Source organism: Pseudomonas sp. NY15354, from assembly GCF_048068075.1.
Taxonomy (GTDB): domain Bacteria; phylum Pseudomonadota; class Gammaproteobacteria; order Pseudomonadales; family Pseudomonadaceae; genus Aquipseudomonas; species Aquipseudomonas guariconensis_C.
Genome location: NZ_JBLUPV010000013.1, coordinates 65,149 through 87,496 on the forward strand (window position 1 = coordinate 65,149; position 22,348 = coordinate 87,496).

General features: G+C 51.5%; 23 protein-coding genes. 4 read left to right on the forward strand and 19 right to left on the reverse strand.

Going from position 1 to position 22,348, the window contains the following annotated elements:
* Positions 1-17 precede the first annotated feature (17 nt).
* The 6 genes from ACNFCH_RS14465 to ACNFCH_RS14490 all read right to left on the reverse strand — a co-directional run bounded on the left by ACNFCH_RS14465 (position 18) and on the right by ACNFCH_RS14490 (position 5,053).
* A complete protein-coding gene (locus ACNFCH_RS14465) occupies positions 18-827 on the reverse strand; it encodes a hypothetical protein (protein WP_236248568.1) in 810 nt (269 codons plus the stop codon).
* A 2-nt stretch (positions 828-829) separates the two neighbouring features.
* Positions 830-2,485, reverse strand: a complete 1,656-nt coding sequence (locus ACNFCH_RS14470; protein ID WP_236248567.1) for an AAA family ATPase — start codon at positions 2,483-2,485, stop codon at positions 830-832.
* Positions 2,486-2,684: 199 nt separating this feature from the next.
* Entirely contained in the window at positions 2,685-3,284 is a 600-nt protein-coding gene (locus ACNFCH_RS14475) for a recombinase family protein (RefSeq protein WP_275949729.1), read from the reverse strand.
* 182 nt (positions 3,285-3,466) lie between these two features.
* Positions 3,467-3,967 (reverse strand): hypothetical protein, encoded by a 501-nt coding sequence (locus tag ACNFCH_RS14480; protein WP_236248566.1) that lies wholly within the window; start codon positions 3,965-3,967, stop codon positions 3,467-3,469.
* A gap of 19 nt (positions 3,968-3,986) precedes the next feature.
* Entirely contained in the window at positions 3,987-4,616 is a 630-nt protein-coding gene (locus ACNFCH_RS14485) for a hypothetical protein (RefSeq protein WP_236248565.1), read from the reverse strand.
* A 44-nt stretch (positions 4,617-4,660) separates the two neighbouring features.
* Positions 4,661-5,053 (reverse strand): hypothetical protein, encoded by a 393-nt coding sequence (locus ACNFCH_RS14490; RefSeq protein ID WP_236248564.1) that lies wholly within the window; start codon positions 5,051-5,053, stop codon positions 4,661-4,663.
* A 181-nt stretch (positions 5,054-5,234) separates the two neighbouring features.
* On the opposite strand from ACNFCH_RS14490, the gene ACNFCH_RS14495 reads away from it, so the two are divergent.
* A complete protein-coding gene (locus ACNFCH_RS14495; RefSeq protein WP_236248563.1) occupies positions 5,235-5,513 on the forward strand; it encodes a helix-turn-helix domain-containing protein in 279 nt (92 codons plus the stop codon).
* A 902-nt stretch (positions 5,514-6,415) separates the two neighbouring features.
* Here the strand turns inward: ACNFCH_RS14495 and ACNFCH_RS14500 are convergent.
* On the reverse strand, positions 6,416-6,658 hold the full coding sequence (locus ACNFCH_RS14500; RefSeq protein WP_373875716.1) for a hypothetical protein: 243 nt from the start codon (positions 6,656-6,658) through the stop codon (positions 6,416-6,418).
* 103 nt (positions 6,659-6,761) lie between these two features.
* Positions 6,762-7,373 (reverse strand): DUF6988 family protein, encoded by a 612-nt coding sequence (locus tag ACNFCH_RS14505; protein ID WP_236248561.1) that lies wholly within the window; start codon positions 7,371-7,373, stop codon positions 6,762-6,764.
* Positions 7,374-7,475: 102 nt separating this feature from the next.
* Between ACNFCH_RS14505 and ACNFCH_RS14510 the strand changes: the two genes are divergently transcribed.
* On the forward strand, positions 7,476-7,841 hold the full coding sequence (locus ACNFCH_RS14510; protein WP_236248560.1) for a hypothetical protein: 366 nt from the start codon (positions 7,476-7,478) through the stop codon (positions 7,839-7,841).
* Positions 7,842-7,882: 41 nt separating this feature from the next.
* Positions 7,883-8,452, forward strand: coding sequence for an SHOCT domain-containing protein (locus ACNFCH_RS14515; RefSeq protein ID WP_236248559.1), 570 nt, complete (start codon positions 7,883-7,885; stop codon positions 8,450-8,452).
* A gap of 720 nt (positions 8,453-9,172) precedes the next feature.
* On the opposite strand, the gene ACNFCH_RS14520 is transcribed toward ACNFCH_RS14515, so the two are convergent.
* Positions 9,173-9,526 carry a hypothetical protein gene (locus ACNFCH_RS14520; protein WP_236248558.1) on the reverse strand — a complete coding sequence of 118 codons (354 nt, stop codon included), beginning with the start codon at positions 9,524-9,526 and terminating at the stop codon, positions 9,173-9,175.
* Positions 9,527-9,760: 234 nt separating this feature from the next.
* Between ACNFCH_RS14520 and ACNFCH_RS14525 the strand changes: the two genes are divergently transcribed.
* Positions 9,761-10,381: a tyrosine-type recombinase/integrase gene (locus ACNFCH_RS14525; protein WP_392525455.1), complete on the forward strand. Its 621-nt coding sequence runs from the start codon at positions 9,761-9,763 to the stop codon at positions 10,379-10,381.
* A 143-nt stretch (positions 10,382-10,524) separates the two neighbouring features.
* Here the strand turns inward: ACNFCH_RS14525 and ACNFCH_RS14530 are convergent, their stop codons facing one another.
* The 10 genes from ACNFCH_RS14530 to ACNFCH_RS14575 form a co-directional block, all read right to left on the reverse strand.
* Entirely contained in the window at positions 10,525-11,547 is a 1,023-nt protein-coding gene (locus tag ACNFCH_RS14530) for a DUF5677 domain-containing protein (RefSeq protein ID WP_236248557.1), read from the reverse strand.
* Entirely contained in the window at positions 11,523-12,431 is a 909-nt protein-coding gene (locus ACNFCH_RS14535) for a DUF4352 domain-containing protein (RefSeq protein ID WP_236248556.1), read from the reverse strand. Before ACNFCH_RS14535 ends, ACNFCH_RS14530 begins: the two co-directional genes overlap by 25 nt.
* Positions 12,432-12,675: 244 nt before the next feature.
* Positions 12,676-13,110 carry a trypco2 family protein gene (locus tag ACNFCH_RS14540; protein ID WP_236248555.1) on the reverse strand — a complete coding sequence of 145 codons (435 nt, stop codon included), beginning with the start codon at positions 13,108-13,110 and terminating at the stop codon, positions 12,676-12,678.
* Positions 13,111-13,987: 877 nt separating this feature from the next.
* Positions 13,988-14,782, reverse strand: a complete 795-nt coding sequence (locus tag ACNFCH_RS14545) for a hypothetical protein (RefSeq protein ID WP_236248554.1) — start codon at positions 14,780-14,782, stop codon at positions 13,988-13,990.
* A gap of 185 nt (positions 14,783-14,967) precedes the next feature.
* Complete coding sequence (locus ACNFCH_RS14550) at positions 14,968-15,417, reverse strand: hypothetical protein (protein WP_236248553.1); 450 nt, start codon at positions 15,415-15,417, stop codon at positions 14,968-14,970.
* Entirely contained in the window at positions 15,418-17,418 is a 2,001-nt protein-coding gene (locus ACNFCH_RS14555; RefSeq protein WP_236248552.1) for an integrase, read from the reverse strand. It abuts the gene before it with no gap.
* Complete coding sequence (locus ACNFCH_RS14560; RefSeq protein ID WP_236248551.1) at positions 17,411-18,985, reverse strand: site-specific integrase; 1,575 nt, start codon at positions 18,983-18,985, stop codon at positions 17,411-17,413. The genes ACNFCH_RS14555 and ACNFCH_RS14560 overlap by 8 nt, the downstream gene beginning before the upstream one ends.
* A complete protein-coding gene (locus tag ACNFCH_RS14565) occupies positions 18,982-20,223 on the reverse strand; it encodes a tyrosine-type recombinase/integrase (RefSeq protein ID WP_236248550.1) in 1,242 nt (413 codons plus the stop codon). The genes ACNFCH_RS14560 and ACNFCH_RS14565 overlap by 4 nt, the downstream gene beginning before the upstream one ends.
* A 129-nt stretch (positions 20,224-20,352) precedes the next feature.
* Complete coding sequence (locus ACNFCH_RS14570; RefSeq protein WP_043210277.1) at positions 20,353-20,898, reverse strand: single-stranded DNA-binding protein; 546 nt, start codon at positions 20,896-20,898, stop codon at positions 20,353-20,355.
* A 9-nt stretch (positions 20,899-20,907) separates the two neighbouring features.
* Positions 20,908-22,302, reverse strand: coding sequence for an MFS transporter (locus ACNFCH_RS14575; protein ID WP_070093905.1), 1,395 nt, complete (start codon positions 22,300-22,302; stop codon positions 20,908-20,910).
* Positions 22,303-22,348: the final 46 nt, after the last annotated feature.

The window sequence follows — 22,348 nt, forward strand, 5'->3', positions numbered from 1 at the left end:
CCCCGAGGTGCCCAGGATTACTTCACGATCTTCGGTGTGAGAATGCTACTCAGCTGTATCTCGCTGACCTCAAGCAGTCCCCTCAGGCAAGACGCTGCCCAACCATATCCCTGATTAGCCGACTCCATAATTTCCAGCTCGGTTTGTATCACCGTTTTCCAATCCACCAGCTTCTTCGTTGATACACGGACGGCCACGGTACTGATCTGCACTTGAGTAGCAAGTTTGAAGGCTCGCGCATCCACACACATTTTTATATGGGCAGAGATGCGCCTCTGTTCGGGAACACTGAACGCTGACTCATTAAAACCAAGTTCGAACTGCGTCACCGAGCCCGCAGTAGCGAATCGGGTTACGAGTTCCAATTTCCCTAATATCACATTATCAAACATTGGATGCAAAAGTTGGTGACCTACTCCATTCACGTGTTTACTTCCTCGCCTTTGATTGCACGAGCTGCACGATGGTATTAGATTCCAGCTAAACACAGAAAATTCAGGAAAAGGCATTTTTGGCAGATAGTGCTCTACCGTCCCGACCATTGAACTCCCACACATCGGACAAGACCAAATCAAGACATCCCTGAGTTTCGGAATCCAATCGAGCCCATATTTTTTTGCCCCACCATCGTATGCCTTATGCAAGCAAACCGTCTGCCCTAAAGACAATCCCACCGCCTTTAACTGCGGAGATCCGGCGCAGTTCACATAGGCCTTATAAGCATTTTCAATAACTGGAAAGCACCCGTACAGAAAGGGTATACCTGTAGTCAATGCGTCGAGAGTGGCCAAATCGTCAATAAGAACAGGGTGACTGAACGAACGCATAGTCAATCAAACTCCCTAGGTTTGCTCATGCGATCTTTTATTTCCATCAACATATCAATATTGAAAATGTCTTGGTAGGCCGCGACAACCTGCTCAAAGGGCATATTAGTTTTAGCGATTGTCTCTGTGACTTTTCGATGATAAGCATCAACGGTGCTGTCACCAAATACGGCCAAAGAAATCTCCGCTACATTTGCCCCTAGCGTTTGAAGATATGGCCTACTGATAGAGGCTGTTTGACCGGTACGCTCCAGAATATGTACGCAGTGAGTAGGGACTTCGCGCACAACATACGCCGAATGAGTCGCAACAATTGCGAGCGATGAAGTTCGCTCTAATATCTTGTAAAGAAACATCATATAGTCAGATACAAGATTAGGATGCAGATAGGTCTCCGGCTCATCAATCAGCAGCAAAGTTCCATACCCCGCCAAAGTTAGAAAATGCAGGGCAAAGTTAAACATGCTGCGCTGACCGCTGCTCAGCTCTATTACCAGCTTTGTATCTAGAGTTAAAAAACTTGGCTCTCGCTCTGTATCGATTGTTCCCAATATATCTAAGAAGCGCTGCTCCCCAGTCATCTGACTGGTAAAGCTCCAATTTCTACCGTCGCCGTCTTTTACACAGCAGTAATCAGGACAGTCTGCCGTGACAGGTATTGCTAGCAAATGCATCGGCATGATGCCCGATAGAGCGTCAGTTAAAATTTTACTTTTTGACTGTTCAAATTTACTATCTGTATCGCGCAACAGTGTAACTAAGAGATAAGAAAGATTCTGATAAAACTGCTTACTCTCTTTTTTGGCTGTCGTATTAAATGCATGATACTCGAATGCGCCCATGGTAGTGAAGCGCGGCAAAGGTGATGAAGGGTCGGAAAAATAAGACACAACGCGATTGAATCTAAATCCCCCATCGGCATTAAACGAGGAACCATCAAAGTGGCTAAGTACTTTATTTTCTGCGGAGATGAGAACCGGTGGACAACTATTAGTCGCATTGCATGTAGACGCTAGCGTCACAACGAGGCGAGCGAGAAGATTGGTCTTTCCTGTTCCGTTTACACCTATAAGACAGTGCACCCTGTCATCAAAGTACTGATGATGGCGATAGCTAACGTCAAGAGTTACAGAGTTGAGTACACCAGGAAGACCAGTCGAGAAACTGAACGCAACCTTGGCGTCGCCCATTGGAGGCTGTATGTATGCGCCGCCATATCCGTTTATCAACGATAGATATGCGTTATGACTTCGGAGAACGCCCAACCTAAAAGGCTCTGTTTGGATTACATGCTCATATTTCCCCGCACCTATATAGCGATCATACGACACATCATGCAGAGCCGTGAGCAGGTAATTCATCCTATCAAAAGGCATTTTTTTAGCTAGATGCTTATACTGATCCGGATTTGCCAAAAGGCTTACAAAGAAATAGAGTTCTCCATCTGGGGCATGTGAAAGATAAGAGAATGGCTTGATGTCCTTGAGATTAACCGGGAGTAGGTACGCGCTGAGGAATATCCACTCACCTGCGTAACTGAAATACACAGTCGCATGATAGTTATAGGTAAAATCATTCCAGTTAGGCTTTGAGCTACTTACTTCTAGCCATTCACCAAAGCCATCGGGAGCATCCTCAAGCTTAATTTTCCATGACATGCCTATCTCCTTGCAGACACGAGCCACTAGCAACCGTACTGGTCGGGATACTAGCACTTTGGCATTCAGGAATGGCGCACGCTTCGGATGAGCGATTGAAGGCTTTGGAATCCCTAGTCGGCCCAAGGGGTCCATCAGGCTTGGCTCAATGCAACACAGGAAGGCACCTAGTGGACCCTAGGTAGATCAGCCGGAACGGCTAATCGTAAACCTCTCTCGCGCACTCAACCCGGGTGGGTAGCTCGGGCATCGAACGATTGAGGGCTCTATAAAGAGTCGCTCGATGCACGCCGAGGAGGGAGGCAACCTGCGATACCGGCTTACCAGCTGCCACTAGTTGCATAGCGTGCTCGATCTGCTGGGTATTGAGGGAGTGCTTGGGTCCGAATTTCACACCTCTACGCATCGCCGCCTCTCGGCCCGTGCGGGTGCGATCAATAATGAGGGAACGCTCAAATGAAGCGATCCCAGCGAAGATCGTCAGGATCATCTGACCCGCTGAGGTCGTGGTATCTAGCCAGGGCTCAGCAAGGGATCGCAGACCTGCGCCAACCTCATTTAAACGCTCTGCTATTGAAAGAAGATCAAGCGTCGATCTCGCAAGGCGGTCTAATCGAGTGATCACGAGCACATCTCCCTCCCGGAGATGATCAAGCAGCCTGACTAGCTGAGGCCTGTCAATCTTAGCTCCACTGATCTTCTCCTCGAAAATTCGGGAACACCCGACCGAAATTAGCATCTCCCTTTGAATTTCAAGTTCCTGGCCTGTTGTCGACACTCTGGCGTAGCCAATGTTCAATTTATCACTCCTCGCATGTCGCAATTATCGATTTTAGAATAGCACAACTTGCGACTAATTTACGCGACACCAGAAACCTAGAAACTTTGGGCTAGGTACGGACGTCGCGTATCTTAAGACTTATGCGACACCTTTCGAAAAGTTGAAGACCAGAGACACAAGAGGGTGTGAGGAGTCCACGCCTACCTGCCGAACTTGTACTCATAATCAGTCGTAACCGGTATATCCTCAAGCAGCTCATCCAACGCTAATCCGAGACGTGGCTCATCAAAAATCTCAAGCTCGGTAAAGCTCACCGCAACTGCAATCCGCAACTGCTCCGCTGTCAAGCTGTGCGGATCAAAAGCCCAGACCTGAAGCTTAATCACTGACGTGTCACGAAAATGAAACTCATCAACGAATGTTGCCCCGCTTTCCACAGACTCCCACTGAGCGATACTGATCCCGTAGGTTTTCTGAGGCTGATCAGCAAGCATTGTGAATTTATCAAGATAGCTGTCCCCGACCTCGATCAATCCATCAATCGAGAAATCTCTCACATACAAATCCTTGAGCCTTGGAGAGGACACCATGGAGCGGAGCAGAAAGATTGGGTATCCGAATTTAATCCTGGACCTTTCCGCCAGCAAAACCTTGATCTTATCAAGCAGGTGTTCATCTGTAACAGCCATGATACGAAACATGCTTCAGTCTCCCCTATGCTTATAAAGCATATTTTTTGCTGATATAGCTTCGAAGCCAATCATATTCCATCGGCGAAGTCATATCGATTGGCCGCCGTGCACCCAATTCCACGATGCTAGTGAGCAGCCACAAATTCGACGCACTCGCATCATTTTTATGGATGCGAGCTGCGACCTGCATGATAGATGCCTGACGTTTCGCGGATTCCAGCTGTTCAGCTTCGACAGACTTAAGGTAATCTCCACCTACGTCATAGAGGACGACCCTTTCATTGCTGATCCAGTCTCCAGGTTCATCGGAATAGACTTCTACAGGCCCATTTCTCCAGATAGTGTAGATGTGATTGATATTCGCGCAGCCAGGATACACATCGGCTACTTCCTCTATCTTCAAAAGCAAATGCTGTTCACGGCGCTCGCTAAGATTCATGTGCCCTGGCGTATTCAGGTAGATGCTTGAGATCGAGGTTGATTGAAGCTTTGCAGAAAGTAAGAGCTGAAGTTCAGCGACATCACCGATCAACAGCATGTGCTCACCAACTGGCTCATCATCCTGCCACTCAACCTTCGTAATATAAAACCATTCGATATTGAGCGAGTGAAACACAAACCTCCACTCTGGCGCTTCATGCTCCTCAAATAGGCTCATAACGCGAGCACCCATCATTGTATGAAACATACTAACCCCCAGAATTAAACTCTCGACTCAAACTCTCTGCTGCACGCCTGACATACTGTTTTAACCCACCCGCCCTTCAAGCGCTGCTTTACCCCCGGAGCACCACAGTTCTCACACAAAATTGCAGAAAAAGCCTCCGCCATATCAATTACCGCACTGATGTATTCGTCGCCACCCGAATAGTAAATGCGGAGATCACCAAATTTTTCTTTCACCTGCTTAAAAACTACTTGCTCGATTTTCTGGTGATCGACGTGAGCCTGAACACGCTCGCATAGTACTTCCAACAGCCCAAACCATCCGCTCCCGCACTCTATCCCCCAGTAATGGACTCCCAATGGGTTTTCTCGGGACTGGGCAAAAATCATGGGATAATTTTTAATAAAGTCTTCACCGGCGTTTATCATATTTACACTCTCCAGTTACTAAAATTTGGATGCAGGTCGCCGTCCCGGAAGCTCAGTAGATTGAGCACGTCCAAGATTCGGAAAAAGTCGAAAAAGCCGAAAATTCAGCAACCGGCAGGATACTGCCTGTTCCTACGAGCTGGCAATAGGTTCAATGCTTCCTTTTAGCCATCTAAGCGCTATGAACTATAAATCGGCATTTGGGGCCGTCTTCCGGCGACTTCGCCTTGAGAGGGAGCTGACCCAAGAGCAATTCGAACCTGCGGCGACGGCCCGTTATGTGAGGAATCTCGAAAAGGGCGAATACTCGCCGTCGCTCAGCACTTTTCGTGCGCTATGCGATGTTTTGGAGATCTCTCCGGTGACGCTGGCCTGCTTGGTCGAAGCCGAATTCATCGGTGGGGAAGCCAGGCTTCTGCTCAATGAAGCAGCGAAGGAGCTGAGAGAGGTCGACGAGTAAGCCCTCCCTCCAGTCGTGGCGCGGATTAGCGTAAGAGCCGCTCATAGCGGTTCTATAATCGATCTATAGTCGCCTATAAAGTCCTATAAGCCGCATGAAATGCGGGGCTCAGTCGGCCCTTATCTCTCTCCGCTCATTGCACAAGACCTGACCTGAAGACCTACTAGGCAGACCGCCCCTGCACGCGTGGCTCCGAGCCCGACTACCACCGCCCGTCCATACTGAGCCCCGAAAGCCACAATCAAGATGTGCTGCGCATGGAGGACTCACTGGCTCAAGGGAGCAATGTGCAGATTCTGCACCTTGCTTTCCTGCATCGGCCCTTGGAGGCGGGACAACTCTACGTCCCGCAGACAACCGGCCTTCGGCCGAATGTATCCAGCGGCAGGTTCTTCTCTCACTGGATGCGCTCTGGTTCCCTAGTCTCTAGGCTAGAGCGACCCCTGATCGAGTCCCGGTGGCAATCTCCGTCTCCCTGCCACTAGGACGGACCAGGCTCAGGCATTCAGCCATCGTAAGCGGTCCAACAACCGTCATGAGTGGTTGGGATATTGCGCAGACTCGACCACCCAATTGCATTCGATATGACCGGTCATTTGCATGGAGCTGACCATCAGATTTCATGATCACCACCCGCAGAGATCGACCGTGGGTACGTCCGCAGGATACCTCAATGGCAAGCCTACGCTCCGTCCCGGAGCCTGTATGCTGAAAGCGAAAGTCAGAGGCGTTTGCAGGAGTCAGCGATGAAAATAACCGGAAGCGTCGAGATGGAGAGCGCTACTGACGTCGTGTGCGACGTATGCCGTTGCTCAACCCGCTTGGATACTGGCAAGCATCAGTTCGGCACCCTACAAGCACACTGGGACAATGACACAGCCCATGATGGGGGGCGCTATGAACTACACCTTTGTAAGCATTGCTTCTTCCAAACATTGGCTTATCTCAAACAGGAGCGGCGAACGCAAAATCTTTTCAGTGAGGATAGCCAGGGTTTCGCCGATGATCTCGGCCTTGTCGCAAAGAATAATTAGTTCGGCGGCGCCTTGAGCAGTCGCAGGAAGAAGCTGTTTCAGCTCGGCCTCGATCTTTGCAAGATCTGTATCGAGCATGCCATCCAACAAGCTGCTTTGCGCGCGATTCATTCACTAGCTGCGCTGTGTAACTTGTACTGTCTTCCCTGGGCTAAGCTGCGATGCCCACTCGCTCGACTTACTCATGTGCCTTCGTACCTTAAATTTGATGGAGCTAGCCCGGCAGGATCTGTTGATATCCTTCCTGCACAGCCCTGATGGCGCCATTGAAACGCGGTTCGCCGCTCAGAATCACGCCCATTTGGAGGGTCATCACGTTCAGCCCATTGCTGTTCCTCAGCACCTCCTGAATCAGCTTCACTGGGTAGCCTTCTGCATGGCGGCGTAGAGGGTGAATCCCGCTATGCACGAACGAATTCATCGCGTGGTAATTCGTCTGTTTGAAACTAAGCAGCATCCTCGACGCCTGCTCTGGAGCTGTCTTCCCGATTTGTTCAAGCATGGCAGCGAACATGGGCATTTTCTTGGCTGCGTGCTCTGCGTCTAGTGTCAGTGGTGACGCCAGCGTCTCGACCTGCATATCCGTAGCTCCATAGAGCAACCAGACGCTTCGGGTTAGGGCTTCGTATTGCAGTCTCATCATGGACAACGCCGAAGTGTAGCACTGCGCTCTCACCAACAACCGTAGGCTCAAAGCGTGTTCCAGTGCCATGCCACAGGCTACCAAAGCAATCTCATGACGTACGCCGGGATACGCTGGTACACCGTCCAGCAACCGCAGAATTTCGGCGTGCAGCTCATCTGACTTGTCCAGAAAATAGTCCATACTTAGCCCCTCCCTTTTGGTCAAATCAGCAGTGATGCTACTATGCCATGCACGATAGGTTCGCCATAGCCGCGTAGCCACGATTATGACTAAGGAAGGGACATGGAAGTATCAGCGCCAGAAAAAGAAGTGAAAGGTCAAAGCGAAACTGACGCATCCACGAAAAAACCTACCTCATTAGCTCTTGCGATTGCTCTCTCAGCGATTAGCTTTTGCATCGTTTTCTATGCCACGGTGAAGCACGACTTTAGCGTATCCCCTGTCATGGATATTGTCCGAGAGCCAGTCATGTTCCAGAGTTACATTTCTAGAGCTATCGGCGGAAGCATTTTCATACCTCTGATTCACATGGGTATTGCTTCCTTCTTCAAATCAAAACGCAACAACTCTACGCGCCGCAGAATTTTCATCGGCTGGGCAATTTTGATTATTGCTATTGAAGCCGTGAAACTCTTCATAAAGCATTAATCGAAGCCTCTTAATCCAATCCGACAAACGCGGAAGCGACCATGACTAACACACCTTTATCCAGCGCCGAGCAGAGCAAGCTGCTGATTTTCGTGCTTCTGCTACTGCCGTCTCTATTTTTCTTGGTAGGAATCATCCCAGCCATTTTTCTGATTTTCGGCTTGGTGATGATGAAGAAAAACAGCGATTTCAGCCACATTGAGACCGCAGCGAGGAACTACAAGGGCTACGTGTACATAGCGTTGACTGGCTGTGTCCTGTTCGCCCTGTACTTCGCCACGACGCTTGGGGCCGCTGAAAGATGGGACCGCCAGGTGAGCGAGTTCATCGCCTCAGCAACCTTGACTGTCATCGCACTGCTTTACATCATCCTCCTAAATGTCCTGTTCCTCAGCCCTCTACGTGCTCACGCACAATGGATTGAAGCCAACGGTATCTTCTCCGGCAAAGCGAAAACCGTTCCTGAGAACAGTGACGTTGACATCATCAAAGGCGAGCGGCTTCGCACGTTCTCCGTCGCTGATGAACTGATCAAATGGGCAAAGCTGAAAGAGGATGGTCACATCACTGAGCAAGAATTCAACGATGCAAGGAAAAAGCTTCTCCAGTGATGAAGCTAACTGCGTTGTAAGAAAGCCCTTCGGGGCTTTCTTGTTGCCTGCGATTTGGGTTTTGAGCTTGTTTGCAAGAGTGCTTAGTAGTGAAGGAGAGATCATCTGATCGCACCTGAGCAATGGCTGGCCGACGATGTAACCACCCTTGAAACCAGCTGTGATGTTGCTGGTACAACTGCCCTACTGAGGAAGAGTGGATAGCGTCCTGCATGGCAGCTCACGATGCAGTAAAGATAATGTTTCTCATTTGCTGGGCTTGGCTACGAGGTTGTACAGCATTTCGGGCTAGCCGATGTGCTGGCCGTCTCTCTGTGGACATTCATCGCTAAGCTCCATCCTTTGCCCGGTAAGGATACGAGTGTCTTGGCAAGGCTGCCATCCCGTCTATCTCTGCCTGTCATGAAAGACTGCTTTCGACCCAAAGCGGACGCTTGTGAAGGGCAGCAATCGGCCAGAAGCGGTCGGTTATAGGCCATGTCCAACGCCAGGCATGAAGAGCCTCCATAACATTTTGAGAACTTCTCCAGGACTAATGCAAGATCAGCTCTCGGTGGGTCAGTCTGGAGTATCGCCGGAGCTATTTCCGAACCGAATCATCACGGACGACACAAATTGATTTGCACTTTGGGCACATGAAACCAATTTTTACCGATTTATTAAAGCGGTGATCGCAACTTTTGCATTTGAAGAAGTATGGCGGCCCAGGCACAAATTTGCTCATGACCGTTTCTTTCTAAGTACCATTTTTCCGCTCCCGTAAGAGATTTCCTCATAGTCTTTGAATACTGCGACGATAAGGGCAACCCCCACTGAGGCAGCCGCGATGATTGCTGCGATTTCGAGCCCGGTCAACGTAGCGACGGGCACGGCGGCGGCCATTGATAGACCGCCGGTAAACGGGACCGCAGCAAGTGCAGCTCCCAAGATCCCCAGAGTCACCGTGCCCGCGAGCGCCACTTTCTTTGAGCGTTTTAGCTTGTCGGCCAGTTCGCCTTCCACCACGATTTGGTCATAGCCCCCTGATCGTGCCGTCGTCAACTCTTCCTTCGTTCTTACCGTCGCAACTTGCATAACTAGTCCCTTGCCATTGTCCTACGCTGAGCCGCTAAAGCGGCATCAAGTCAGGTTTACGGATGAAAACGCGATGATGGCACCACGCCAAAAAGGGCGCAATAGCCACCCGATTAGCAATTGCGCAGGTTATTTACCAGGCTGTGCTGCGAGCAGCCACCGTCCGCTTTGGGTCGGTTGGCGCCTCTGGGTCGGGATGACCATCCTTGTCCTCCCTCACAAGGAGGACAAGCCATGAACGCCATTACAACCAGCAGCCATCAGCCTTGGAATAAAGGAAAATTGGTCGGGCAGAAAGCTCCGCTCCGACTGAAAGATATCTGGGCCATTCGGGTAAGGCTCCAAATCGCGGAGGAAATTCGTGATTTAGCCCTCTTCGATCTGGCCATCGACAGCAAGCTACGAGCCTGCGACCTGACCAAGCTTCGCGTACGCGACGTTGCTCATGGGGAGCACGTGTCATCGCGAGCAATAGTGATGCAGCAGAAAACCCAACGGCCCGTGCAGTTTGAAATTACAGAGCAAACGCGTCTGACCTTACAGGCCTGGATACATCAAGCCCAGCTCCACAGCGAGGATTGTCTTTTTCCAAGCCGGTTACACGCATCAGTGCATCTCTCCACCCGGCAGTACGCCCGAATCGTCAAAGCGTGGATAAAGTCTATTGGGCTAGATCCAGCTATGTACGGCACCCACACGATGAGACGTACGAAGGCATCGCTGATCTATCGCAGGACAAAGAACCTGAGAGCAGTTCAGCTCCTGCTCGGCCATACAAAGCTTGAAAGCACGGTGCGATACCTGGGCATTGAAGTCGATGACGCATTGGAGATGGCTGAGCAGACGGAGGTCTGACAGCGTCCTGCGACGGTCGAGGTATGACCGTCGCGATTCGACCCAAAGCAGCCTCTCGCACGGGCTCCAATGGCCATAACCCCCTCCAGCGAGTGGGCGCTAGAGGCGGACAGTTGAATCCACAAGCCAAAGGTCCCACTCGCTTAGCTGCTTTTTTCTTCTCGGGAACCGTAGAAGTCGGCTCGTGCTTGTATTGCTCTGTCAGACAAGGTTTCATCACCAAGAAGTGCTGAAATTATCTTTATCGCGGACTCAATAGAGTATGCAAGCAACTTCATCAAGTGCTGCAATTCCTTTTTTCTAAATACAGCCATGTCTTTTGGGCCAGATAAAGGTTTTCCAATCTCCATCGCACCCCATGAAAACATTGTTCCGAATAAAGTGCCGTGAGCTATTTCTGATGAGTACCTATACAGCAAAAGGCCAAATGCAAAGCCCCGGCTTTTATTTAGACCGAACGCCTCGTGAATTACCTCCAAGCGCTTTGATACATTTTCTGGAGTCCAAGAGGTTACTTCTCTTCCAGATCTTGATGTGAACTCGTCTAGCCATTTTTTATGCAATGGCATGTTCATTATTTCCTCTACGCCGTCAGGCTTGTGCTCAAATATTTTTTCGCCAGAAATTTCAATGGCCCGCACTAGTCCTCGAAGAGCTTTCTGTTGAGCGTGCGTGTGCGCTCTTAATCCTAGGACTTGACGGTCAGTAGTGATGAAGCATGCGTTAAGAAGTGTCTCGTAAATCACTCGCGATATCACATATGCGTCGCGCAGCCGCATGTGACTAACGAGCCATTCTAGAGTTTCTAGGGACTCATTGGCCGAGTCTAAGAAAGGGAATGTATCACACAGTGCTGTTGAGTCACTGTCCTGGACTCGCGAGGTCAACTCTTTAAGCAGGTCTTTCACCGTCTCTAGCCAGCGCCATTCAGACTTCTCAGGCACAGTCATATGCTCAATATTTCCCTGTTTTGTGTTCTGTGAATGGTGCCCGTTTTTGGCCGCGAGCTGCCCCGCCAAGGACAACTTTGAGTAATCAGGAGCGACCGCTTTCGACCCGGAGTAGCCCCTCACGTCCAGCGGCAGCCTGCCAAATTGAAAACATAAATCCGTAACCAACAGATGGCTGGCTATGGTACGAATCAGGTTGACGGGAGGTAGGTACACCAGAGCTTCTTATCCTCGGCATTCCTACCGGGCTTCCAATAAACCTCGCCAGACAACTCGTTAGGCACCTTATAGACGAGCTTCGTGTTGAGCTTGATGAGAGGGTTCAGCGACCGCAAACGGATTCCATAGCCATCGCTCATGATGGTTTCAGTCGTATCGAACTTGAAATCTTTGTCATCCTTTCTGATGAACAAGCTGCCTTCGAGTGGTAGCCGACCTTCGCTGTCAGTGTTCTTGAAGGTCGCGTTCACGGTGAGGAATCGCGCATCAGGATCTGGCTTCACGGCGGAGTAGCGGTTGCCGGTGTCGATAGATTTGCTGATGGTGCAGTCATTAACCGTCACATCGAAGTAGCCTACTTGACCATGCATGGCTTCCTGCTTCGCTTTAAGCCCTTTGAGGTAGCTTGTGGCATAGATGTTGTAGCTGTTCGTCGCGGTGTCGCCAATGGCGTCTATACGGCAGAAGAGAGTATCGGCGGTGTCCTTGGTCCACTTATGGTTCTTGTTCTGCTCAACGCGCGCATTTTCAGCTACGGTAAGGTCATGGGCCATCTGCAATGCAAGCCCTTTCTGCTTAGCTAGATCCTTGATTTTCAGAACATCGGCATTGAAGCCTGCGCCTTTCCGGCGTGCGTAGAAGTCGGCCAAAATCGCATCTCTACCAAGTGCGAAGCGCAGAATCTGTGCTGTCGAAATATCCTTCTGGTTAGAGAAAAAGTAGTCGTTCTCTTCTTCTGTGAGATTGGACCCATCGAACGTTACGGCTGAACAATCAGGCAGTTCAGTCTTCGTTGTGCCCTTCTTGGCAGTTGCGGCAGAGGCGAAGCCGGGTATCGCGAGACTGATCATCAGAGACAAGGCAAGGCGGCAGCGGCGCATTTCAAATCCTTTGTGCAAGTGGCGTGATGGGCGAAGCCTATTCGTATGGCATGTAGCTATCGACTGAGTCGCCCCGCATTTTATAGACGCGCTCGAATGACTGCTTTTGGCCTATTCTGCCTGTCACATCTAACCGCAATCGATACAGAGCTGGTGGAGTCGCTAGCCCACCAGACCGGTGAACCCGCTCTATTAGTCGAATATTTGCAGTACAACAATGAATTCGAGTTGATGATCAATAAAATTAGCCAGCAGGGGGCCTACGTCGCGCAACGGGGGTGGGAGTCGCAGGGACGCTTGGCTTGTGCGCTGTAGGTGCTACACGTGCTCTAGTCGAGTGTGGTTCAGTCGTTTTACCCTTTCTCTGCTTTGAACTCTTATATGAAGTTACCAATTCAGACCGTTTTTTGGCGTGCTGCGCCGGAATCTGTTGGGGGGCATCATCCTCTACAAAGGGATGAAGCATGACCTTGACCTTATGCGTTTGGGTGGCTTTGGTCTCTCCGCCGATGTCAACGACAAACAACTTTGCACCTGCCTTAGCTGTTGCGTCTAAGGCGAAGGTGACCTCTAGTTCCACATCTCCCATTTCGAAAAATGGATCTTCTTTATCCACAGCGGCACGGAGTTCCTGTTTAACCTCCTTGATGAAGTCCACAAGGCTGATCATCCCTTTCATTGCTTAACCCCATCCGCGAAATTGTTTAAGACGCAACACCCATTGGGCGCATTACCGCGATCCGAGAACTCATCGATTACTCTGCGCCTGCGCTAGGTGGCTAGCCTCGGACCGGGAGGCAATTCCTATCACGAATTAGCTCCACTGTCTAAACGGCTCGCATAAACAGCAGCGCTAACACTACGCCCGATGACTGCTTATGGCCGATTTCTGCCGTTAGCGAACGGCAGCTTAGGATCGATACCTGCCGATCAAAACGTACTCGCGCACTGGTAACATCCGATACAAATGGCTGGTCAAGCTGAATGCAAACAGGCGGCCAAGTGGAACGCAAACGCTTGGTCAAGTCAGGTGCAATTTCCCATCTCCGCTCATTGCTCAAGACCTGACCTGAAGACCTGTTAGGCAGACTGCCCCTGCATGCGTGGGCCGAGCCCGGCTGTGAGCGCCCGTGGATACTGAGCCACGAAAGCCTCAATCACGATGTGCCGCGCCAGAGGACTCACTGGCCTCAAGTGAGCAATGTGCAGATTTTGCACCATGCTTCCCTGCATCCGTCCTTTGGGCGGCCCCACACGCCTTGTCACAGTTCACCGGCCTTAGGCCGAATGAACCCAGCGGCAGGTTGCTCCCCTTGGGTGTAGCTCTGGTTCCTCGGACGCTAGGCTATGTGATCAGCCAGCCCCAATGACCAAGCGGACCTCGCGTTGCACTCTCCGTCTCTCCGGCGTGTCCCGCTCATCGTGCTGAATGACGGCTGGCGTACGTTGATCAGTCCGGGTCAGGCGAGTCGATCCATGCCCCCAAACCCACCCCTGGATGATCCCGCTCCAGGAGCGGGTATCGCTACGTCCCATTCCAGCATTCCCGCTCAGCGTCATGGCCTGCGCAGTAAGCTCCCGAAGGGGGACACAACAGATCGGCGAATAATGGGTGCCTTTGCGAGCTGTCGAGCAAAGTAGAAATTTGTAGAACGGGTGATCGCGGTTTGATTGATCACCGCTACCTCGTCATCTGTGAGCACGCAATCAGGCATGTCGGCGACGATAGCCACCTGAGGGGACACGGGGACGATCATCATATCCTCGAAGCTATCCGGTACTAAAAAATGGTGGACGGGAGACCTTACGATTCCCCACTGCATCGATTCGTTCGCCTGTATGAAGTTGTCCTGGTAGCCGAAGACATGGATGCCGGCCAAGAACCGCCCCTTCATCACTCCATCGGATGCGTACAGGGTATGATTGCTCTCCAGCGCCTCTTGCTCAGCCTTCGTCAGTGTCTCGCTGGTCACACCGTTGAGTGTCACATCGTCTAGACCCTCATTCCGGAATCGTTGACGCGTCCGCCAGAGAGAGAAAAATTCCTCAACAACTCGCTTTTCCCAAATCCCTATTTTGGTCACCCTCCCACACTCGATGGCATCAGCCAGTGCTTGGAATCGGTCCTCAATGCGCTTTCCTATCACAGCCTCAGTTCGCTGATCCCACACGCGCTGGGCACAGAAAATCGGATTGTTGGGTTTGAGTCGCATGACCTTCTGGCGCGGGATTAAGAAAACCTCCACAGAGCCGTCCATGCCTGCAAATCGTTGGATACTGGCTTTGGGGAAGACATGCTGATTGATCGTGAATCGGTGGGGGTTGCCAGGCTGGGTAGGTTCATACTTCACATACAGACCCTCTAGATCGAGAAACTGAGGTGAATTGTAGTGAGGAACCTCAGTTCAGCATTGCACAGGCAGTTACCTGAGGAGTGACGAGGCTCCCGCCATGAAGACCCCACCGCTCGGCTCCTCCTGCTCTAGGAGCAGGTCTATCACGCAGAAATATTCAGAAGGCCGCCCGTAGGCGACGCTCATGATTTCTTCGACCTCACTACCTTCGGCCTCGCGCGTATTGGGGCATCAGAACGCTCACGATCTATGAGTGGCAACGGACGGTTCAGCTGCGACTCATGTAAGCCTGCAATTGATGCGTTGTATTGCCACGTTAGAAATTTTTCCAGCAGTTGAGAGTTCTCAGCCTTCAACGCCTGGATTTCCGATTCCAAACGGGCAATTCGGTCCCCCGCGATTTTTAAACTTGAAGGCGTAGGAATTCGAACGACCTCTTCAGTCGCTGTCTTCTTTGCCTGGGCAAAAGCGCGTTTAATTTCAAGATGAGAGGAGAGTGACTGGCGCGTGGGACGCTTCCCTACCAGCCCAGCCACTTTGTCGCAAAGCAACTCCCAATTTAAAGCACCTTCCCAGCTCAACAAGGTGTCAGCGATTGCGCGAATATCGTCCTTGGTCAGGTGCTTGGCCATTTACATCATCTCCATCAAACTTGCCAAACGGTTACTCGGTTCTTCCGAAATCGATTTCGTATGCATGTCACCACGTGCACGAAGCGCACGTGCAGAATGACTTGGCTGATTTTCTCGACGTAGCCTGATGAAAGACCCTTCAGGCACACTTTCGTCTTTTAAAATCCCGACCAATTCCCGCATCCTCGCAGCAGACAAGCTATGATGTTCGAACCACCGATCAGCACCGTAATGCCCTTCCTGCATAGCGGCCTCCGAAGCAGCTAGCTGCTCCTCAATGTCAGCCAATTGCGATTCAATCTCCTCTTTAGTATCTGGCCGTTTTTCACATAGATGCTCATTGCAGTTTAAGCAATCTCGGAATTGACCGCACGGGGCTGCTGCAAAGTCATGAAGGCAGAATCCATAGCGCGACCTATGCACAGGCCCTTTCGGAGCTAATTCGTACGCTTCCCGGCTTACCGGCTCACAATGGATCAAGACCGACTGATCATAACCAGCGGCAAGCTGCACCGCCTCGTATTTGGCAGCTAACTCCTTCGGCGTGAGGTGATTGTAGACACGGTTCTGTTTGGGATCAGCACGTCCTGCGAATCGAGCGATATCGTCTTCCGAAAGGCCACCCCGATGCCCCATCGTGTCGATCATATGGCGCATCTGGTGCGTCGTGATCTTCATCTCCGAACCATCTGAATGACGGAATCCATACCGAGCGAAGATACTTGTGTGCTGCCCTTCCTCTAAGCTTTCTCGCGGAGACAGATCGTTATTTACGATGTTCACACTTGGCAGCCAGGGCAATACCCGCAGCGTTCCGCGCTGAGCGTGCAGCCGGTTCTGCTGCATAGCAAAAAGAGCATCGCCGTAATTAACGCCTGCCTTTTTACTTACCACCGGGAATTTTTCATCAACTCGATCCTTAAGCTTATCCCACAGCGTATCTAGCGTAATAACATCACCTTTCTTAAAGCCATAGAGATGATACATCCGCTGCTTAGCTTCATGTGCTGGCAATCCGAACCCCAGAGCTTCGCAGGCTTCCACTTCACTCAGGATCTTGGTTCGATCTTTATGCCTGGAATCAGGATGAATAAACATTTGGCCAGGATTTGCCTCTAGCCATTTACCTAAAGCCCTGCCTTCTTCGGTAATTGTCCTAATGCGTCTCAGAGCTTCTTGAACAATTGGCACCATAACGGTAGGTACAGGTTTTAAGTTTACGCCGAACCCTTTACCAGAAAAGTAGCCTATTCGATAAACCGGATCACCATACTTATCAACATCGTGATGCTCGCAACGATTCGGCAGACGCAAAACCTCAGAAATGCGAACGCTACCGCTCATCAGCAATGCAAAAACACTGGTGGTGAATATGTCCCTTGGGTCGTCACCTATATTGGCAAAAATGTCCGCGAGCGCTAGCACGGCATCAGGATGAGGAAGCTTTTTATCCCTTGCCTCAGCAGCCTTTTTTCCTGTCTTCTCTGAGCCCTCAGGCCGGGGGATTGGGTTCACCCACGTTGAGCAAGACGTAGGAACCAAATCGTTATCGCTTACAAATTTTGCTAGTCGCTGAAGCTCACGGCCACACTGGTACGCAGCAGCTACGTAATACTCCCTTGCGACTAGAGCAGCTTGATCAAGCACAGAGCTATTTAACTTTAAAATATCGGGCTGACCGTGCAAGTCGGTCAGTACCTTCTCTAATACCTTAAGTGCCTTGCTCTCATTTTTAGTGCCGGTTGGGTTATGACCTTGCTGATACCTGAAATAGGCTTTGGCAAAGGAAATGAATGGTTCCCCCATCTTGTCTTCGATGCTCGTAGACCGAGAGCCGGAGCCTAATTTGGTAAAATTAGCAGCCTTCGGCCATAGCCAAGCGTCGAAATCCAACTCCTTCCCAAACACCGTTAATTCATCCCGGCATTTATTGATGAATTCCTTTAGATTTTCTTGAGCACTAAGCTCCGCCTTGCTTGTGAAATAAAACAAATTACTCATTTTCTTTAGACCTTTTACGTTCGTCACACTTACGAATTACTTCCGCAATTGCCACGATCGTGCGATCCAGCACAGCAGCAACAGTTAAATCACCCGTCTCAGCAAGAATTTGCTCACGTTCTTCGATCAGCTCTATATAAAGTTCTTCGTGAGGCCCATCCAGCCAAGGTTGAAAATTGACACAGGTGTAGCACGGGCGGGGGGCATTCATTCCGCAATAGGAAAAATTACCACACGTGCCTACCCCGCACTTCTTATGTTTAATTCGGCTCGAAGGATCTGAACCACGCAAAGCATCAAGCTCAGAATCCACTAATGTGCCAGCGAAGGCTTGAGCATAGACCGCAAGCTGGAACCCCAAAGCTTCATCAATTTTCTTAAGATGTTCAGGGACATTCTCGGTGTATACATCAACATGCTGCGTGTCGCTATGGTCAAGAAGCTCAGCAATGACATATTTACTCACACCTTCGCGAGCTGCGCGAGTGCCAAGCGTATACCTGAATCGTTTAGCGAAAATATGCAGCGCATCATTAGTTCGCTCCGAAATAACACCCAGACTCTCTACGGTCGCGGTAAGCGTTTGAGTAAAAACTTGAGTTCGAATATGCAAGACATCTGTAGGAAGGGCCCTAATCAGTTCGTCATTCGTGGCAACCGGCAGTACACGCTTGGTGGGGAATAAAGGAAGCATTTTCTGCTGTTCAACGGTCAGCATGAATCCAGCCGTTTCAAATCTCTGCCAGACTTTTTGCTTATGGCTTTCCAGAAGCTCCCACATGGACCTTGTTAGCTGATATGTTTTAAACTCGTCCCGGAATGACCCACCCTCCTGCTTTGCCCTAGGAATGTGGAGAAAGTAGTCTTGGCCTCCATCATCGAGAGGCACGGAAATCAGATCCCCACACTTCAAATGTGTGAGCTGTGTTGGGCGGCGACCTGTGCAGGCAAGGATCAGACAAACACAGAGGTCATAAAGATCAATTGCGCCTGATTCATATCCAAAAACCAGGCGATCATTGAATTCAGCAAATTCAAAATCTGAAAGCGCCCCTTTTTCAGGGTCCATAGACTTAATCGCCAAGCCCTTTTCGCGCCCGCGAAGCCTCCAGCCATCCATCATCGTAACGACATCTTTCGTTACGCCGGGAATCCCAAAGGTATGCCATCGCCTAAAGAAAGGGCGAAGCATTTGCAGATGTTCTTGATTATCCCCAAGTGCTGATTTGAAATTTATTAGCTGAGAAGTATTAATCTGACCATTAGTAGACTCGAAGTACTTCCATAAAGCGTTTGCCACTGCCATCGTGGATGCAGCAGAAAAGGTAGCGGCGTAATGAGCCATCATTTTACGGACAGCCACCCTATATTCCAGCGGTGTCCTACTCATAATCAAGTCTAAATTTAGCGTATGGTCTTTACTGAGCTGCCAGCTAGGCGCGCTTGGGGAAAACTCCCAGTCCATAACAGATCGAAGAGTAGTCCGTTCACTTGCAATCAGATCATAAAATGATTGCTGTTCCGCTTGAGATTCTTTCACGCCAGATGTGGCGACAACTGGCATCATGATTTGAACTCCGGAATCTTCATATTTTCTTCTTGCATCTTCAAGCTATGCTCGCTGGCCTTTTTCTCTACGTATCTTTGAATATAGTGTTTCGCGCTTCCACTGCCAAACTTCCATCCCATTAATTGGGAGCGCATGAGTTCTTCTTCTGGCTCACTCACACCGGCTGTCTCCATAAGCCTGGAGAATCTCTCATTCCAGTAATGCCTCAAATCGTGACCACTGAAATCTGCAAGTGGGGGGACCGCCTCGCGCAAGCTGTTGACGATATTTTTATAATTTACAATTGAAAGAGGCTGCCCCTGCGTAGGCCCGGATTTATGCGTCACAAAGACGAAACCATGTCTTTTGGCACCCGGCACGTGGCGTCGATAATCGGTAATGTAGCGACGCAATTCATTCATCAGCACGGTCTTTACAGGCAGTAGTCGATCATTGGTTTTTACCAGTGGCTGATCGGGCCTAGGATCGTCTTTCTCGTCCGCACGCCGCATTACGGAGAGTTGGTTCGCGCCGAAGTCCAGATCTTCAATTTTCAGATTCAGCAACTCACCTCGCCGTATTCCAAGCTCGTACATGACTGAGAACAGGAGGCGGTTCCTGACCTGCGTGGCAGGATCTTCCCAAATGTTGAGTCTTGAGCCAGGGCGAAGCAGTTCGATTACTGCCGCTACACCCACATCACTGAGACCCCTTTTCCTTTTTACAGTGTTCCGTTTTTTATTGATTGGGCGGAGTTCCTTCAAGGCCTGAAGGATACGAGCCAGCTCATCTGGATCGCGGGGTGCACGCAGATATTGCTTCGCTAGCCAGTCGAGGTATTTGGTAGTCACACCAACCCTGGCGTGCATGACCTCCTTCGACACCGGTGCTCGACTGGAGAAGAAAGAGATCCCATGCTTCTTTTCAGGCTGATCAAGCAATCGACGCTGGAATGTCCCTCTGAGCGCCTCTACCTCAAACGGTTCCAGGACGTACCCTGCCGACATGCGAGCCAATAGGTCCACACCTGCTTCGTCCATGGCTTGGAGGAATGCACAAAGGTGACCTGCGGAGTTCGTGAGCGTTGAAGACGAGCGGCTGCTGTTCCTCACCTGGGTCGTGAGATACAGATTGGGATAGTAGAGAGGCATCCCCTTTCCATCGATAACGACGCAGGACCGCTCCCCCTCCCTGAAGGTGAAGTTTTTGACCTTCGCCACCCTGGCCGGTGTGACTGTTAAATTCTTTACAACCATGACTAACTATCCTCCCGGCCAATTATGACCGTCTAATTTTTACTTATTTTTGGGCATAGAAAAAGCCCCAGGGGCCTAGCACCTGGGGCTTTCGGAGAAAAAACTTTACAAAAATGTCTCAGCTATATCCTAGAACGGAATATCGTCGTCGAAGCTGTCGAAGTCAGCGGCCGGTTGCGGAGCTGGCTGCTGCGGTGCAGGGCGCTGTGGCGCCTGCTGTGGACGCGGAGCCTGCTGGCGTGGCGCCTGGTTGTATTGCTGCTGGCCGCCACCTTGGTTGTAGTTGCCACCACCCTGGTTGTACGGATCGCCGCCCTGTTGCTGGTTTTGCGGACGACCGCCCAGCAGCTGCATGGTGCCCTGCATGTCGACGATGATCTCGGTGGTGTAGCGCTTGATGCCGTCTTTTTCCCACTCGCGGGTCTGCAGCTTGCCCTCGATATACACCTGGGAACCTTTGCGCAGGTATTCGCCTGCGATCTCGGCGACCTTGCCGAACATGGCAACACGGTGCCACTCGGTGCGCTCGACCTTCTGGCCGGACTGCTTGTCGGTCCACTGCTCGCTGGTGGCCAGGCTCAGGTTGGTCACGGCGTTACCGTTGGGCAGGTAGCGGACTTCGGGATCCTGACCGCAAGTACCGACCAGAATGACTTTGTTAACCCCACGGGCCATAACGTTCTCCTAGGCTTCGCACGCCGAAGAGGCTGGGTTCACCAGACGCTCGAGGGTCGCACGGTCCAAAATTTTCGTATCCAGTTTGATATAGATGGCGGCTTCTTCTGCTACCACTACGGCGTCGGTCACACCCGGCACGGCCAACAGACGCTCGGTCAGCCCGGCTTCCCGGACGCCTTCGGGCGACAGCGGCATGCGCAGGCTGGTCACATAGGGCGGCTCGTTCATGCTCAATGCAGTGCCCAGCCAGATGGCGCACAACCCTGCGCATCCGAGGAACACCATGCCAAGGCCACCGTGCTGGAACAACCAGCCACCGATGATTCCTCCAAGAGCGGCACCCAGGAACTGACTGGTGGAATATACCCCCATGGCCGTCCCTTTACCGCCAGCAGGCGACACTTTGCTCACCAGCGAAGGCAGCGATGCCTCCAGCAGGTTGAATGCGGTAAAGAATACCACGGTGCCGATCACCAGTCCGCGCAAGTTGTCAGCCCATTGCCAGAAGAACACCTCGACCACCAGCAGCACACTGACCGCGCCGAGCAACACCCGTTTCATCTTGCGCTTCTTCTCGCCGTAGATGATGAACGGGATCATTGCAAAAAATGAAATCAGCAAGGCGGTCAGGTATACCCACCAGTGCTGTTCTTTCGGCAGGCCGCCACGTTCGACGAAGGCCAAGGGCAATGCGACGAAGCTGGCCATGAGGATGGCATGGAGGATGAAGATACCCACATCCAGGCGCAAAAGGTCCGGATGACGAAGGGTCGGGCCAAGGGCCTTGCGGGCGACGCCCGATTCGCGGTGCTGCAACGCACTGTGGGCGCTGGGCACTACGAAGGCGATGAGCGCGATCCCCACTAGGGCGAGTCCTGCCGTGGCAAGGAACAACCCTGACAGGCCGAAGGCACGGGTCAGCAGTGGACCGACGACCATGGCCACCGCGAACGACAGCCCGATGCTCATGCCAATCATGGCCATGGCCTTGGTACGATGCTGTTCACGGGTCAGGTCGGACAGCAGCGCCATGACGGCGGCCGAGATTGCACCGGCGCCTTGCAAGATGCGGCCGGCGATCACGCCCCAGATCGAGTCCGCCTGAGCCGCCAACAAGCTGCCGAGGGCGAATACCACCAGCCCGAGATAAATGACCGGACGGCGCCCGATGCGGTCGGAAATCATCCCGAACGGGATCTGCAGGACAGCCTGAGTCAGGCCATAGGCGCCAATGGCGAGGCCAATCAACGCCGGTGTGGCGCCGGCCAGGTCCATGCCGTAGGTCGCCAGCACCGGCAGGACCATGAACATGCCCAGCATACGAAAGGCAAAGACCAGGGCCAGGCCGCCAGCGGCGCGGGTTTCGCTACCACTCATGCGCTCGTTGTGCGTGTCGTGCATGGAATAACCTCGTGTGAACCGGCGGCGATTCTATCAGTCCGACAGC